Raw genomic sequence first — 14684 nt, 5'->3', positions numbered from 1 at the left:
TGGCTCCAAAATTCATATAGAAGGAGTTAGGTGCGGTATCTACGAGAATACAGATGCTGAGTCAAGCAAAACTGCCATTTCCTAGAGATTGTATAAGCTGGGATAAAAGGGAAAACTGACAAGTGCACCCGGTTTCCTGCCAGGCTGACGCATGATCAGCGAAAAAAGAGGCGTTGTAACGATGCAGTTGAGATCTAAGCTTCTGATTTTACTATCTGTTATTGTTCTAGTTGCTGTATTTCTGATTTATTGGAACAACACCTACGTTTCTCCCTCAATCACATTCAACGCAAGTGAAATCGGTCAGGATCCCGCAGCATACCTCGCCCGGGAAGAAGGTAGTTTTTCAGATATTAAGCCCGGTCTAGAAAAGCAAATTATCTGGCACAACCCCGATACCAGAGACAAAACAGAGTATGCAGTCATCTACATGCATGGCTTTTCCGCCAGTAAAGACGAAATCCGCCCTGTTCCTGATCTGGTCGCCAGCTCCATTCAGGCCAATCTATATTACACCCGCCTTCCCGGTCATGCCCGCACTCCAGCCGCTATGGGCGAACCCACAGTTGATGACTATTTCAATGCATTGGCGGAAGCTCTGGCCGTCGGAAAGATGCTTGGTGACAAAGTCATCGTCATAGGCACTTCATTCGGCGGCACCCTCACAGCGTGGATGGACCTGACCGACCACGCACTAAAAGACCAGGTTGAAGCAATCGTGCTCATCTCTCCGGTCTTCCAGCTCGCAGCCTCAGGAACCTCCCTTCTGACCTACCCTTTTGCGGAGTTTTACACCCCGATCATCATCGGCCAGTACCGCGTTGCAGACCCCAACGCCACCTTCGAGGAGATCTATGCATGGACCAACGCTTACCCAGCAACAGCACTCCTTCCTCTCGCCGAAACAGTAAAGCTTGTTGGCAGTCTGGACGCAGCGGACGCAACCATCCCTGCCATGTTCATCTACGACATCCGAGACCAAACTGCAGATGAACAGACCACCGCAAAATATTTCGAGAACTGGGGCGCTCCCAAACATCGCCTGCTGATCACAGAGTCTGCAGGGCCAAGCCATCACGTCATTGCAGGCGACATTACCAACCCTGAGAACAACCTTCTCGTCGCAAACGCAATCACCGAATGGCTGGGTTCGGTAGGGGTACCGACGATCTATGACAATGACAACACCAATTCCGAGTGATCTCGTTTGATATTTCAGCTTAAGATAGAATAGAGTGGTGCCCTTAAGGAACAAGGGCTCCACTCTATGATTTTTCGTTTTATTGTTATTGCAGTGCTGATTTTGCTCGTCGGCGGCACAATTGCCTACTTGGTAGGCCCAAGAGAACCACGTGATACTGAGATCACTTTCAAACCCGATGTTATGGGTGAAGATCTCGACCAGTACCTGTCAAACAGCGAAGCGAAGTTTCAGGACATCCGTGATGGCACCGCCAAGGAAATTATCTGGTTCAATGACGAGAAGAACAGCAAAACGCCTCTTTCAGTGATCTATATCCATGGCTTCTCCTCCAGCAAGCAGTCGATCCGCCCTGTACCGGATCGCGTTGCAAACGAGATGGGCGCAAATCTGTTCTACACCCGTCTGGCAGGCCACGGCCGTTCCAACGATGCAATGGCAGAGGCGACACTGAACGATTGGATCAACGATCTCGCAGAAGCGGTAGAAATTGGCCGCCGTATCGGTGAAAAGACGATCATTATATCAACATCCACCGGAAGCACACTCGCGGCATGGCTTGCAATGCAAGATCATCCTCTCAAGGATGACATCGCTGCAATGGTGTTCGTCTCACCAAACTTCGCCATTAACTCTCCCGGTGCCTTCTTGCTCGATATGCCATTTGCCAGACAATACGTACCTCTAATACTTGGTAAAACCCGCACCACCTCGGAGGCACCAACTCCGGAAGAACTAATGGGCTGGACAATCAGCTACCCAACCACGGCACTTTTGCCACTGGCAACTGCAATCTCCGTCTTACAAGAGCAGGATCCGGCAAAAGCCACGATACCGACCCTGTTCATCTACAGCGAGAACGACAAGACCGTTGATGCGTCACAAACCAACATCGCCTACGAAAAATGGAGCGCACCAAAGCAGCGACTTCTTATCGAAAGCTCTGGGGATGATGATGACCACCTAATTGTCGGCGATATCGTCAGCCCGCAGAATAACGATCTCGTGATCTCTACAACAATAAAGTGGTTGCACGATCAGCTGCAATAACTGCCAAACAAACACGGGCGAGAACCCCTCGCCCGTTCAAAACTCAACACAATGAAAATGAAGCTTACAGAGAATAGTCTCGCGCACCAAAGACAGCAGACCCAACTCGAACGTGGGTCGCGCCATGCTGAACCGCAATCGGGTAATCAGAAGACATCCCCATTGAGAGTTTCTCCAGACCATTCCGCCGTGCAATTTTCTCAAGCAAAGCAAAATGCATCCCCGGCGCTTCTTCAACAGGCGGAATGCACATCAGGCCTTCGATCTCTAGCCCATACTCATCACGACATTTTGCAATAAACGCATCGGCTTCTTTTGGAGGAATGCCGGCCTTCTGCTCTTCTTCCCCGGTGTTAACCTGAATGAACAGCTTTGGCGCTTTGCCCTGCTTATCCATCTCAGCTTTCAAAGCCTTGGCTATTTTGTCCCGGTCGACAGTGTGGATCACGTCAAAGGTCTGCACAGCCTCTTTCGCTTTGTTGGACTGCAATGGTCCAATCAGATGCAACTCAACACCACCAAACTCTTCAAGAAGCTCAGGCCACTTGCCCATCGCTTCCTGAACACGGTTCTCACCAAACACACGCTGTCCCGCTTCTAATACCGGCTTAATAGCTGAAGCTTCAAAGGTTTTAGAGACTGCAATCAAAGCAACAGAACCGCTCGGACGCTCCGCATCCTTTTCTGCTTTCCTAATGTTTTCCTTGACCTCTTTAAGGCGAAGTGCAGCAGCGTCGCTCATTCCTAACTCCAGCGAAAAATCCATATTCGAGACATGAAATGCGCTCCCTATGGCCCAAAAGCAAGAGGACTCGCGCTTCATTGAGAATTTTCTGACAAATCTTCTCGGTTTTTCCTCTGTCTAGCGCTTGACCAAGCTGGCAATTTCTGGTGACAGTCCGAGCAAACGTAATTTGCCTGTGCAAGGCAAAAAATCAAACACACGGCGGAATAAATGGCTACGGATCGGTATAATGCACGTGCTACGGAAGCACGCTGGCAAAAAGTATGGGACGAACAGAAGGTCTTTGAGACGGACAACGATGATCCGCGCGATAAGTACTACGTACTAGAAATGTTCCCCTACCCATCCGGTCGCCTCCACATGGGGCACGTCCGTAACTACTCCATGGGTGACGTGGTTGCACGCTTCAAACGTGCACGCGGCTACAACGTTCTGCACCCAATGGGTTGGGATGCATTCGGCATGCCTGCAGAAAACGCTGCTGCTGAGAAGAAAGTACACCCAAAAGGCTGGACCTATGACAACATCGCTGCAATGCGCGGTCAGCTGAAAACAATCGGTCTGTCTTTTGACTGGAGCCGCGAGTTCGCAACCTGCGATGAAGACTACTACGCACAACAGCAGGCTCTGTTCCTGGACTTCCTGGAAGCTGGCTTGGTTTACCGTAAAAACGCAAAGGTAAACTGGGATCCTGTCGACATGACGGTTCTAGCAAACGAACAGGTGATCGACGGCAAAGGCTGGCGCTCCGGTGCAGTTGTTGAACAGAAAGACCTGACTCAGTGGTTCTTCAAGATCTCTGATCATTCTGAAGAGCTGTTGGAAGCAATCGATACACTGACCGAGTGGCCTGAAAAAGTTCGTCTCATGCAGAAGAACTGGATCGGAAAATCTGTTGGTCTGAAAGTCAATTTCGAGTTCACAGAAACCGCTCCAACCGGTGATGAAACTCTGGAGATCTTCACGACGCGCCCGGACACGCTGTACGGCGCCTCCTTCATGGGCCTGTCTCCCGATCACCCGATCACCCAGAAGCTGGCTGAAACCAACACAGAGCTGCAGGAGTTCATTGCTGAATGCCGCCGCATCGGAACGACAGCTGAAGCAATTGAAACAGCAGAGAAACTCGGCTTCGACACTGGCCTCCGCGTTAAGCACCCGCTGGACCCATCCTGGGAGCTGCCAGTTTACGTCGCAAACTTTATCCTGATGGACTACGGCACCGGCGCAATCTTCGCCTGCCCTGCACATGACCAACGCGATTTGGACTTCGCTCACAAGTACAAGCTGCCGGTCAGAACCGTTGTATTGCCAGAAGGCGAAAACCCGGCGACTTTCGAAGTTGGCACCGAAGCTTACACCGGCGAAGGCTCCATCTTTAATTCTGACTTCATGAACGGCCTGTCCATCGAAGATGCGAAGAATGCCGTTTCTGACAAGTTGGAAGCGCAAAAAGTGAAGGGCAAACAGCAGGCCCACCGCGAAACCAACTACCGTCTGCGCGACTGGGGGATTTCCCGTCAGCGCTATTGGGGCTGCCCAATCCCGGTTATCCACTGCGATGACTGTGGCGTTCAGCCAGCGCCAAAAGAAAGCCTGCCAATAGTTCTGCCGGAAGACGTCACCTTCGATCGTCCGGGTAATCCGCTAGACCGTCATCCAACATGGCGCGACGTAAAATGCCCATGCTGTGGAAAAGATGCGCAGCGTGAAACAGACACCATGGACACCTTCGTGGATTCCTCTTGGTACTTCGCACGCTTCACTGATCCAAAGAACAGCAACCCGACAGATCCAAAGGTTGCCTCCGAGTGGTTGCCAGTTGATCAGTACATCGGTGGCATCGAGCACGCGATCCTACACCTGCTCTACTCCCGCTTCTTTGCCCGTGCGATGCAGATCACCAAACATCTGGATGTGAAAGAGCCATTCAAGGGCCTCTTCACGCAGGGCATGGTGAACCACGAGACCTACAAGGATGCGGATGGCAAGTGGGTCACACCCGCTGAAATCAACATCATCAGCACCGAAGGTGACCGCAAAGCGGTTCACGCAGAAACCGGTGCGCCGATCTCCATAGGCTCCATCGAGAAGATGTCCAAGTCCAAAAAGAACGTTGTGGACCCAACCGACATCATTGAAACCTATGGCGCTGATACTGCACGCCTATTTGTGCTTTCGGACAGCCCGCCAGAGCGTGACATCATCTGGACTGAAGACGGTGTAATCGGTGCTTGGCGCCACGTACAACGTGTATGGCGTATCGTCAACGAAGTTGCAGAAAAGACCGAAGCCAACATAGCAAAGCCTGCTGAGTTCAGTGATGAGGCAACCGCACTGCGCCGCGTCTCTCACAAGACACTGGCTGCCATCACAAAGGACTTCGACGGCCTCGGCTTCAACCGTGCTGTAGCCCGTCTTTATGAGTTCACCAACGCGATCAGCAAAGCACTTCAGGCAGACCTGTCCAAGCCTGATATGGCCTTTGCACTGCGCGAAGCAGTTGGCTTTATTTTGCAGCTCATGGAGCCAATTACACCTCACCTTTCCGAAGAGTGTTGGGCCATGCTCGGCAACGAAGGCTTGGTATCCACATCGAACTGGCCAGCTCTGGATGAAAACCTACTGGTAGAAAATACCGTTACGCTTCCGATTCAGATCAACGGAAAGAAAAAAGGTGAGGTTTCTGTAGCAAGAGACTCTTCCAAAGAGCATGTAGAAGAAGTTACTCTGGCACATGAAGCTGTTCAAAGGGCTCTGGACGGCAAGGCCCCACGCAAAATCATCGTGGTACCTCAGAGGATCGTAAATGTCGTTGTTTGACCGCGCTGCTAAATCAGGTCTCCCCTCCCGCCGGGTTCTTCTCGGCGGGGCAACAATTGTTGCAGGGGCCCTTCTTCTTTCTGGTTGCCAGTTTCGACCTCTTTATGGAACGAGCACAACGCTAACAGATGATGGAATGGAACGGACACAGACCGTTCCGGATCAGATGGCGTCAATCTCCTTGGATTTCCCAAGCTATGGAGATTCGTTCGCTATCACCAACATCAATCAGGTCATGCGCAACCAGCTGATCTTCGCTTTCACGCGTGGTGGCGAACCACTGCCACCTAAGTACCGGCTGGAGATTTTGTCAGACAGGCGCCGTGCTGAAGTTGGTGTTGAACGCCTTGCTGATGTACCAACCGCTTACAACATTACAGTCAATTCCAGCTTTGTTTTGAGTAACATCGAAACTGATGCTACGCTTTTGACCGGTCGTTCTTTTGCATCCGCATCCTTTGACTTTTCGAGCCAGCGTTTTGCGAACCTGAGAGCGGAAAGAGATGCGGAGACACGCGCGGCCAAAGTTGTTGCCGCCGACATCAACACACGCATCGCAAGCTACTTCGCAACGCATCCTGAAGAATAGGACCATTATGGTAGCCCTCAAAGCTGCTGAGATTGACCGATACATCGCCAACCCGCCAGCCTCTGTAAACCTCATTCTTATTTATGGTCCAGACGTCGGGTTGGTGAAGGAAAGAGCGCAAGCGCTCATCTCCAAAGCAGCAGCAGAGAATGACGATCCCTTCTCTCAGGTGAAATTGGACGCTTCCGATATTGCAGCCGATCCAAGCCGGCTTATTGACGAAGCCCTCACCATCCCTCTCTTCGGCGGCCGCCGCACAATCTGGGTGCGCGACAATGGCACCAAAAGTGTCCTGCCAGCAGTAGAACCGCTCTTAAAGAACAACGATTTCTCAGCATTCGTCCTCATCGAAGCCGGGGACTTGAAGAACTCGTCGGCCCTGCGCAAGAAGATCGAAGCCAGCAAAACCGCTGTCGCTATTCCCTGCTTTGCCGATACCGGTCGGGATGTAGACCGGCTGATTGACGAAGAAACTGCCCTGGCAAGCCTGCAAATCAGCAAGGAAGCCCGCATGGCGCTTCACACCCTGCTCGGCGCAGACCGCATTGCCAGCCGCGGAGAACTCAAAAAGCTGTGCCTCTACGCAATGAATGACAACCGCATTGAAGTCCATCACGTTGAAGAGATCATCGGTGATGCCTCAGCGTTTGCCATGGATGAGCTGATTGATGCAGCCGCATTGGGTGATACGGTCACATTGGACCATGGCCTGGAGCGTCTCTCAGCCTCAGGGATGGACGTTGGTGTCATTGCCTCTCAAGCCCTCAGACATTTCCAGATGCTCCACCTGTGCCGCTTAAAAGCCAATCAACGCATTGCCGTCGAAGATGTTATCGGAGGAATGCGCCCACCAATCTTCTGGAAACGCCGCTCGAAGATTGTCAGACAGGTTGAAATCTGGAATGTGGACTTCCTGGAACGCGCACTCAGCCGCCTCAATGACGCAGTTAAAGAAGCCCGCCTCAACGCCAACCTCTCAGCAGCCATCGTCTCGCATACCCTGCTGGCCATAGCCCAGGTGGCTAAAGCATCCAACAGACGGCGGTAGGCACCATTCATTTCTACAATCAAAAACACCGCTGGAGAGCTCCAGCGGTGTTTTTTCGTATTGCAGGAAGCACCGGCAGGCGTAGCCGACGTTCAACCTAAGAGTTCTGCAAAGCTGGAACGTCTTGCTCAACAGCTCTCGGAGCATCAGCGGTACGTTCTGGAACCAATGCCGCTGTGAAGATAGCGAGATACCCCATCAGCTCAAAAGTTTCTTCCCAGACAAGGTTCGACTGAATCGGAAGGAACTCTTTTTCGAAAAGGTCCCCCAACAGAATGAACCCGAGGGAAGCAATCGCCCAAAGGAAGTTCGGGGTCGATATAAAGGCGCGAAATTCCTGCCAAGTCCGACCTAGATTCCGAGCCCACCGCACACCGAGCACACTCAGAACCACTAGTGCTAAAACGACGGTAAAAACCAACAGACCATTCTCAAGGTTCTTCCCTGCTCCATAGGTCTTAAGAAAGGAAGTTTCTCTGCCAACAACCACGAAGCTAAGCAGAGCAAAGAATGCAGCGATAGAGTAGTTAATTCCGTCATCCTGCGCATTCTGTTGCTTCTTACTGATCGCCAATTTGCCCCAAACGAAAAGGCTGGCAATCATGAAAAGCGTCTGCGCTAGTTCAAAAGGTCCCAATTCGGTAAACAAATGTGGAGCCGGATTGATTGAGAACATGCCACCCAACGCAAACAGAACAAGCAGCAGTATCATTCCAATTTTCGTATTCACTTGAACCCGATCTTTCACTAGGGGCCCAACTTCCAGAAACCTCTCAGCACACCCGCTCAGTTCAGTTCACCACCCAACGCAGCAACGCAAAGAGTGAATGCACCGAACAAGGCACTTCAGCATTTCCAGGCATCAATGATCGGACCCTTCAAATCACGCACCAATTTATCGAAATACTATGAAAACTTATTGGGCATTATTCTTATATGCTTTGACGCATTTGAAAAAGAGAAAATTTTGTGAGGTGTCTAACGAATACCAATCAGATCCTGCCGAGAAACGCAGGCCGCACCAGATCAACGCCCGAGGCGACTCTCTATGACAGACCTGACAGAGTCACTTATTCAAACACCGAGTGAGTTTGTTTCATTCCCGAATCTAACTCAGTTTTGGATACGAAACTAAATAGGCCGCGCCTCAGTTATGAGGCACGGCCTTTTGAATACAAAAGTTGGGCTATAATCAGTTCTGAATGCCCAACAGCCGGCAAACTTCGTCCAGCTGCTCAATGTTCTTGTACTTAATCTTTAGCTCACCAGTACCCTTCTCAGGCTTGTGAGCGATTGCGACCTTTAGTCCCAACCCATCAGCCAAACGTTTTTCGAGTGCGCGCGTATCCGCATCCTTCTCAGGCTTTGGAGCAGCTTCTTTCTTCTTAAAGAGGTCCGGGTTCTGAGCAAGGCGCTCTGCATCGCGAACAGTAAGCCCCTTCTCCACGATCAGCTCCGCCAAAGCGGCTGGATCTTCGGCTGTGATCAATGCACGCGCATGACCAGCAGTGAGAAGACCTTCAGCGAGATAATCCTTCACAGAGTTAGGGAGCTTCAAAAGACGCAGTGTGTTGGCAACATGACTGCGGCTCTTGCCGATAACTTTGGAGAGCTCAACCTGACTGTACTGGAACTCTTCGATCAGCTGGTCATACCCCAAAGCCTCTTCAATAGGGTTGAGGTCAGCACGCTGAACGTTCTCGATGATCGCAAGTTCCAGAGCTTCCTGATCCGTCACTTCGCGGATAACAACAGGAGCTTCATGCAGCCCGGCCTTCTGGGCAGCACGCCAGCGACGCTCACCAGCAATGATCTCAAAATGGCCTGGCATATTCGCACGAGGACGCACGAGAATTGGCTGCACGATCCCCTTCTGGCGAACAGATTCCGTCAGATTGTTCAGATCATCTTCTATGAACGATTTGCGCGGGTTACGTGGGTTTGGCTGAAGATACTCAATCGGAATCTTCCGCACATCACGGTTTCGGTCTGGTGTGGAAACAGCTGGCGCTGAGTTTACGTCACCCAACAGCGTTGCGAGGCCGCGCCCAAGTCGCTTATTGCTTCGCCCTACTTCCTCAGTTTTCGCCATTTCAATTCCACCTATTTACATCCCGGAGCCTAGAGTCGACAGCCCCTTCCCGCACGGTTTACGGGACAAATAATAAAACTCTTTCAAGTAGAAGCGGTAGCCGGATTAGGCAGCCGCCATCCGCATATCACGCTCGCGCTGAATAATTTCGGAAGCGAGTCGTAAATAAGCCTGCGAACCAGAACACTTCAAATCATAAAGCAAAGCAGGCTTACCATAAGATGGAGCCTCAGAAACTCGTACGTTACGCGGTATCACCGTGTCGTAAACCGCATCGCCCATGGTCTCGCGCACATCCTGCACAACCTGACTGGAAAGGTTATTCCGGCTATCGTACATCGTAAGCACAATACCATGGATGCTCAGCTCAGCATTAAGAGACTGTTTCACCTGCTCAACAGTACGTAGCAACTGACTCAAACCTTCAAGCGCAAAAAACTCGCACTGCAACGGCACCAAAATACTGTGAGATGCTGCTAAGGCATTGATAGTTAAGAGATTCAGGGATGGAGGGCAATCCACGAGAACATAAGAATACCCTTGAGCCTGACCAATTTCAGCAGCCTTCGCCATACCGGAAATGGCGTTCCGCAATCTGAATGTGCGGTCTGGTGCAGCAGAGATTTCCAGCTCCACTCCAAGCAAATCCATGGTTGATGGAGCGATCCATAAACGAGGAACAGCCGTTTCAAGAACAGCCTGTTCCAGTGTAGAGTCGCCGCTCAAAACATCATAGGTGGAGTACTCACGATCAGCGCGATCAATCCCAAGACCCGTGGAGGCGTTACCCTGCGGATCAAGGTCAATAATCAGAACACGCTCGCCAATAGCGGCAAGTGCGGTGCCAAGATTGATGGCTGTTGTCGTTTTACCTACGCCACCCTTCTGGTTGGCGATAGTCAATACACGAGGAGATTGCGGCAGTAAGCTCATCCGACAGCACCCTAGTTAGAGGTTTTCGGGTCAATTTTCGAAAGGACCAAAACGCGACTTAGCGGATCTACTAGACTTACTTTTTCTACCAGATCAATCGACCAGTCGGCAGATGCTTCTTCAATTTCACGGCGAAAATCTTGGCCTTTGTGGAAAACAGCTGTCGCGCCCCTTTGTACAAACTGCGAAGAAAACCTGCAAAGAACTTTTAAAGAAGCCAGTGCACGCGCTGAAACTCCGTCAATCGGAGCTTCCCAACCCTTTGTAACCGCTTCGATTCTACCCGCATGGACTTTGACGTTGCAGCCAGTTTCTCTGGCCACGGTGCGCAGGAAAGCCGCTTTGCGCTGATTGCTCTCAACCATATGCACGATACCGCCCTCCCCTTCCTGTCGCAGCAGAATCGCTGTCACAAGACCGGGAAAGCCTGCGCCGCTCCCAAAATCAATCCAGGAACGAGCATCTGGCAAGCTACGCTGAATCTGAATTGAGTCGGCCACATGCCGCATCCAGATATCGTTGATGGTGGAAGGCGCGATCAGGTTCTGTGCTGGCTGCCACTTGCGAACGAGGTCTATATAGATACCTAGACGCTCAAACGTTTCACGTGAAACATCCTCATACATACGCATGACAGATGGAATCTGGCTGTAATCAGCCCGGTTTTCGAATGACATACTAAACAGCACCAGCGATATTTTTGCCTGAGCGGCGAATATAAACAAGCAGCAAGGTCAGCGCTGCCGGGGTAATCCCGTCCATGCGCGAAGCTTGCCCAATGGTTGAAGGACGCACAGCTTCAAGCTTCTGGCGCACCTCGTTGGAAAGTCCAGTCAGGGCGCTATAGTTAATTCCGTCAGGAATAACCAAGTCCTCATCCCGTTTCAGAGCTTCAATATCTGCTGCCTGACGCTCCAGATAGACCGCGTACATCGCATCGATAGAAACCTGTTCGGCAATCTTGATATCAAGCCCCTTCAGTTCATCAAAGACCCGTGTCAGGTCGTCGAGACTGATATCCGGGTATGCAAGCAGATCAAAAGCAGAGCGCTTCACACCATCCTGATTGATCGGCAAACCATGCTTGCGACCCTCATTGGGTGTAATCTTGACGGATTGCATCAAGTCTTTTGTTCTTCGCAGTTTCTCCAACTTTGTTTCGAAAGCGACTCGACGCGTTTCACCAACGCAGCCCCACTCAACACCAAGTGGCGTCAAACGCTGATCCGCATTATCGGCACGCAGTGTAAGACGATACTCCGCGCGCGATGTAAACATGCGATACGGCTCAGAAACGCCCCGTGTGATGAGATCATCAACCATCACGCCGATATACCCGTCAGCACGACCTACGACCACCTGAGCGCCGCCCTGAGCCGTTCTGGCAGCATTCAAGCCAGCCAACAGACCTTGAGCTCCAGCCTCTTCATAACCGGTTGTTCCGTTAATCTGACCTGCGAGATAAAGGCCCTTCTGCTTCTTCACCTCGAGCGTGTTTGTCAGCTCGGTTGGGTCGATGTGATCATACTCAATGGCGTAGGCCGGTTTAAAGTACTCAACCTTCTCCAGACCCGGAATGGTCCGCAAGAACTCGATCTGCACATCTTCCGGCAGAGAGGTCGAAATCCCGTTTGGATAAACCGTCGGATCATCCAGTCCTTCCGGCTCAAGGAAGATCTGATGGCCATCACGATCCCCAAAGCGAACGATCTTATCTTCAATAGACGGACAGTACCGCGGGCCCCTGCCCTTGATCTCGCCAGAGTACATAGCCGAGCGCTTAATGTTATCGCGAATGATTTTGTGCGTCTCAGGCGTCGTCCGGGTGATGTAACACGGCACCTGACGGATCTGAATTTCCTCAGTCAGCGTGGAGAATGGAATAGGCTCGTCATCACCGGGCTGTACCTGAAGAATGTCCCAGTTAATGGTGCGACCATCCAAACGCGCCGGAGTACCAGTCTTCAAACGCCCAAGCCGGAGACCAATCTCCTCCAGAGATACAGAAAGGCCAAGCGCAGGCGCTTCCCCATCACGACCCGCCGGGATCTGTTTATCACCAATATGGATCAGACCACGCAAGAACGTCCCTGTCGTGATAACAACAGCTTTTGCGAAAACCCGGCGACCATCTCCAAGCACAACACCCTTGAGCGCATCACCCTCACGGATCAGCTTGTCAGCTTCACCTTCAACGACATCCAGATTTTCGATCGCTTTGATCTCGGCCTGCATTGCATCACGGTAAAGCTTGCGGTCAGCCTGAGAGCGTGGCCCCTGCACAGCAGGTCCCTTACGGCGATTGAGCATACGGAACTGGATACCAGAGGCATCAGCTACCCGGCCCATCAATCCATCCAGTGCGTCGATCTCTCGAACCAGATGCCCCTTCCCCAAACCACCTATGGCCGGGTTGCATGACATCACGCCAATGGTGTCAAAGCGATGAGTTATAAGCGCTGTATGTGCACCCATACGCGCAGCCGCGGCCGCAGCTTCACAGCCTGCATGGCCGCCGCCAATCACGACAACGTCAAACTCAAGATCAAAATTATCAGACATTTCGGTCCTGCATTTCGCCCGTCTAAGTACAGAGAAAGGCCAAGCACACTCTCTGTGAGCCTCTGGACCATATGAAGGCCGCAGATAAAACTTGGGGGAATTAGAAGGGCAACTACCTATTTTATTGAAGACTTGATACAACAGGTCACGCGCTGGGTCAAAGAAAACAGCGCACTGAGTCGCCAATGCCGCAGCATTAGTTACCCACGGGACTCACTAAGTTTTCCCCACCAAGTCCCATTTCTCAATAAATGTTTCACGTGAAACATCGCACTTCTACATCATTTATTTACCAACGCAGAAGTCGCGAAAGATCACATCCAGCAAATCTTCAACATCAATACGCCCGGTAATGCGCCCAAGCTGATCAGCTGCCCGTCTCAGATCTTCCCCCCTCAACTCAATCGGAAAGCCGTCCGCCTGAATGCCGCGGTTAAGATCTTCCACGCATTGAGTGAGGTGCGCTCGGTGACGTTCGCGAGTGATCAATGGGTTTTCGATCAGCCCTATGTTTTGTTCCGCAAACGACTCGAGGCTTGAAAGCAGTGCGTTCATACCACCCTCTTCCCGAACAGAGACATTGATCTCTGCGGTTGTTTCGAAGGAACCATGTTTCTCAATTGCGCCCAAGTCACTCTTGGTATTGAGCCGCCAGATCTCCGCACCACTCTGCTGCAGGCTATCAGGCAGCTCCTCTGCCACTACATTCGGTGCATGGGTCCAGAGAATGAGATCAGCCTTTTCAGCATGAACAAGCGCGCGGCGGATGCCCTCTTTCTCGATCACGCCAGCACTCTCGCGAATGCCTGCTGTATCGATCAGCGTAACCGGATAGCCGCCAAGGTCAAGATGTACCTCAAGCACATCGCGTGTCGTTCCAGCTTCCGGTGTCACGATCGCCACATCACGCTGTGCCAGCTTGTTCATCAAACTCGACTTCCCCGCATTCGGAGGGCCAAGCAGAACAACCTGCAAACCAGAGCGCAACCGTTCCCCTCTCCGCGCATCGGAAAGGTGGTCGACGATCTGGTCACGAAGTTTCGCCAGATCCACCCAGATTTCGTCAGCTACCGAATCCGGAATATCGTCTTCATCGGAAAAGTCGAGTTCAGCTTCAATCATCGCACGGCTGCGGATCAAGGTTTCGCGCCACTGCGAGTAAAGATCTCCAAGTGCCCCATCCATCTGACGCTGAGCCTGCCGACGCTGCGCATCGGTCTCTGCATCAATCAAATCAGCAAGCCCCTCAACCTCGGTGAGGTCCAGCTTGTTGTTATGAAAGGCCCGGCGCGTGAACTCACCTTGTTCAGCAGGACGCGTCCCTTCAAAGCTGGACAGAGCGCGTAGAACAGCCGCAACAACAGCACGGCCACCATGACAATGCAGCTCAACGGTGTCCTCGCCAGTAAAACTGCCCGGCCCTTCAAACCACAAAACCAACGCATGATCGAGCACGGAACCATCTACAGGATCCCATAATTTCTTAAGGCACGATTCACGTGAAACTGGGAATTTGCCCTTAATGAGCTTTCTCAGGATTGGCCCGGACTGAGGACCTGATAAACGGAGAACAGCAACGCCTGAAGGAAGTGCGCCGCTAGAAACTGCATAGATGGTTTCCTGTTGTGTATTCATTCCACG

General features: G+C 51.7%; 12 protein-coding genes. 5 read left to right on the top strand and 7 right to left on the bottom strand.

Annotation, left to right across the window (positions count from 1 at the left end; translation table 11 throughout):
* Positions 1-181: 181 nt before the first annotated feature.
* Both IE076_RS07280 and IE076_RS07275 read left to right on the top strand, forming a co-directional pair.
* Entirely contained in the window at positions 182-1201 is a 1020-nt protein-coding gene (locus IE076_RS07280; protein WP_189436095.1) for an alpha/beta hydrolase, read from the top strand.
* A 66-nt stretch (positions 1202-1267) separates the two neighbouring features.
* The gene (locus IE076_RS07275; RefSeq protein ID WP_189436094.1) at positions 1268-2251 is read left to right on the top strand and encodes an alpha/beta hydrolase; all 984 of its coding nucleotides are present in this window, start codon (positions 1268-1270) and stop codon (positions 2249-2251) included.
* Positions 2252-2315: 64 nt separating this feature from the next.
* Here IE076_RS07275 and IE076_RS07270 read toward each other — a convergent pair whose 3' ends face one another.
* Entirely contained in the window at positions 2316-2993 is a 678-nt protein-coding gene (locus IE076_RS07270) for a YggS family pyridoxal phosphate-dependent enzyme (protein WP_189436093.1), read from the bottom strand.
* Between the two features lie 213 nt (positions 2994-3206).
* Here IE076_RS07270 and leuS point away from each other — a divergent pair, with 213 nt between their 5' ends.
* The 3 genes from leuS to holA are packed head-to-tail and all read left to right on the top strand — an operon-like array spanning position 3207 to position 7456.
* On the top strand, positions 3207-5819 hold the full coding sequence (gene leuS, locus IE076_RS07265; RefSeq protein WP_189436092.1) for a leucine--tRNA ligase: 2613 nt from the start codon (positions 3207-3209) through the stop codon (positions 5817-5819).
* Positions 5806-6408: an LPS assembly lipoprotein LptE gene (gene lptE, locus IE076_RS07260; protein WP_189436091.1), complete on the top strand. Its 603-nt coding sequence runs from the start codon at positions 5806-5808 to the stop codon at positions 6406-6408. Before leuS ends, lptE begins: the two co-directional genes overlap by 14 nt.
* Positions 6409-6415: 7 nt before the next feature.
* Positions 6416-7456, top strand: a complete 1041-nt coding sequence (gene holA, locus IE076_RS07255) for a DNA polymerase III subunit delta (RefSeq protein WP_189436090.1) — start codon at positions 6416-6418, stop codon at positions 7454-7456.
* Positions 7457-7553: 97 nt separating this feature from the next.
* Here holA and IE076_RS07250 read toward each other — a convergent pair whose 3' ends face one another.
* The 6 genes from IE076_RS07250 to mnmE form a co-directional block, all read right to left on the bottom strand.
* Entirely contained in the window at positions 7554-8168 is a 615-nt protein-coding gene (locus IE076_RS07250; protein ID WP_189436089.1) for a hypothetical protein, read from the bottom strand.
* A 480-nt stretch (positions 8169-8648) separates the two neighbouring features.
* Positions 8649-9548 carry a ParB/RepB/Spo0J family partition protein gene (locus tag IE076_RS07245; RefSeq protein ID WP_189436088.1) on the bottom strand — a complete coding sequence of 300 codons (900 nt, stop codon included), beginning with the start codon at positions 9546-9548 and terminating at the stop codon, positions 8649-8651.
* 105 nt (positions 9549-9653) lie between these two features.
* A complete protein-coding gene (locus IE076_RS07240) occupies positions 9654-10481 on the bottom strand; it encodes a ParA family protein (protein WP_189436087.1) in 828 nt (275 codons plus the stop codon).
* 11 nt (positions 10482-10492) lie between these two features.
* On the bottom strand, positions 10493-11113 hold the full coding sequence (gene rsmG, locus IE076_RS07235) for a 16S rRNA (guanine(527)-N(7))-methyltransferase RsmG (RefSeq protein WP_189436365.1): 621 nt from the start codon (positions 11111-11113) through the stop codon (positions 10493-10495).
* A gap of 46 nt (positions 11114-11159) precedes the next feature.
* Positions 11160-13043 (bottom strand): tRNA uridine-5-carboxymethylaminomethyl(34) synthesis enzyme MnmG, encoded by a 1884-nt coding sequence (mnmG, locus tag IE076_RS07230; protein WP_189436086.1) that lies wholly within the window; start codon positions 13041-13043, stop codon positions 11160-11162.
* A 285-nt stretch (positions 13044-13328) separates the two neighbouring features.
* Positions 13329-14678, bottom strand: a complete 1350-nt coding sequence (gene mnmE / locus IE076_RS07225) for a tRNA uridine-5-carboxymethylaminomethyl(34) synthesis GTPase MnmE (RefSeq protein ID WP_189436085.1) — start codon at positions 14676-14678, stop codon at positions 13329-13331.
* Positions 14679-14684 lie beyond the last annotated feature (6 nt).

Source organism: Pseudovibrio japonicus, assembly GCF_014651595.1.
GTDB lineage: Bacteria > Pseudomonadota > Alphaproteobacteria > Rhizobiales > Stappiaceae > Pseudovibrio > Pseudovibrio japonicus.
Note: the sequence above shows the minus strand (reverse complement) of the source record. Positions and strands in the feature narration are given on the sequence as shown.

Coding starts and splice junctions, on each gene's coding strand:
- IE076_RS07280 (WP_189436095.1), top strand. CDS start 182: ATGCAGTTGAGATCTAAGCTTCTGATTTTACTATCTGTTATTGTTCTA.
- IE076_RS07275 (WP_189436094.1), top strand. CDS start 1,268: ATGATTTTTCGTTTTATTGTTATTGCAGTGCTGATTTTGCTCGTCGGC.
- IE076_RS07270 (WP_189436093.1), bottom strand. CDS start 2,993: ATGAGCGACGCTGCTGCACTTCGCCTTAAAGAGGTCAAGGAAAACATT.
- leuS (WP_189436092.1), top strand. CDS start 3,207: ATGGCTACGGATCGGTATAATGCACGTGCTACGGAAGCACGCTGGCAA.
- lptE (WP_189436091.1), top strand. CDS start 5,806: ATGTCGTTGTTTGACCGCGCTGCTAAATCAGGTCTCCCCTCCCGCCGG.
- holA (WP_189436090.1), top strand. CDS start 6,416: ATGGTAGCCCTCAAAGCTGCTGAGATTGACCGATACATCGCCAACCCG.
- IE076_RS07250 (WP_189436089.1), bottom strand. CDS start 8,168: ATGATACTGCTGCTTGTTCTGTTTGCGTTGGGTGGCATGTTCTCAATC.
- IE076_RS07245 (WP_189436088.1), bottom strand. CDS start 9,548: ATGGCGAAAACTGAGGAAGTAGGGCGAAGCAATAAGCGACTTGGGCGC.
- IE076_RS07240 (WP_189436087.1), bottom strand. CDS start 10,481: ATGAGCTTACTGCCGCAATCTCCTCGTGTATTGACTATCGCCAACCAG.
- rsmG (WP_189436365.1), bottom strand. CDS start 11,113: ATGCGTATGTATGAGGATGTTTCACGTGAAACGTTTGAGCGTCTAGGT.
- mnmG (WP_189436086.1), bottom strand. CDS start 13,043: ATGTCTGATAATTTTGATCTTGAGTTTGACGTTGTCGTGATTGGCGGC.
- mnmE (WP_189436085.1), bottom strand. CDS start 14,678: ATGAATACACAACAGGAAACCATCTATGCAGTTTCTAGCGGCGCACTT.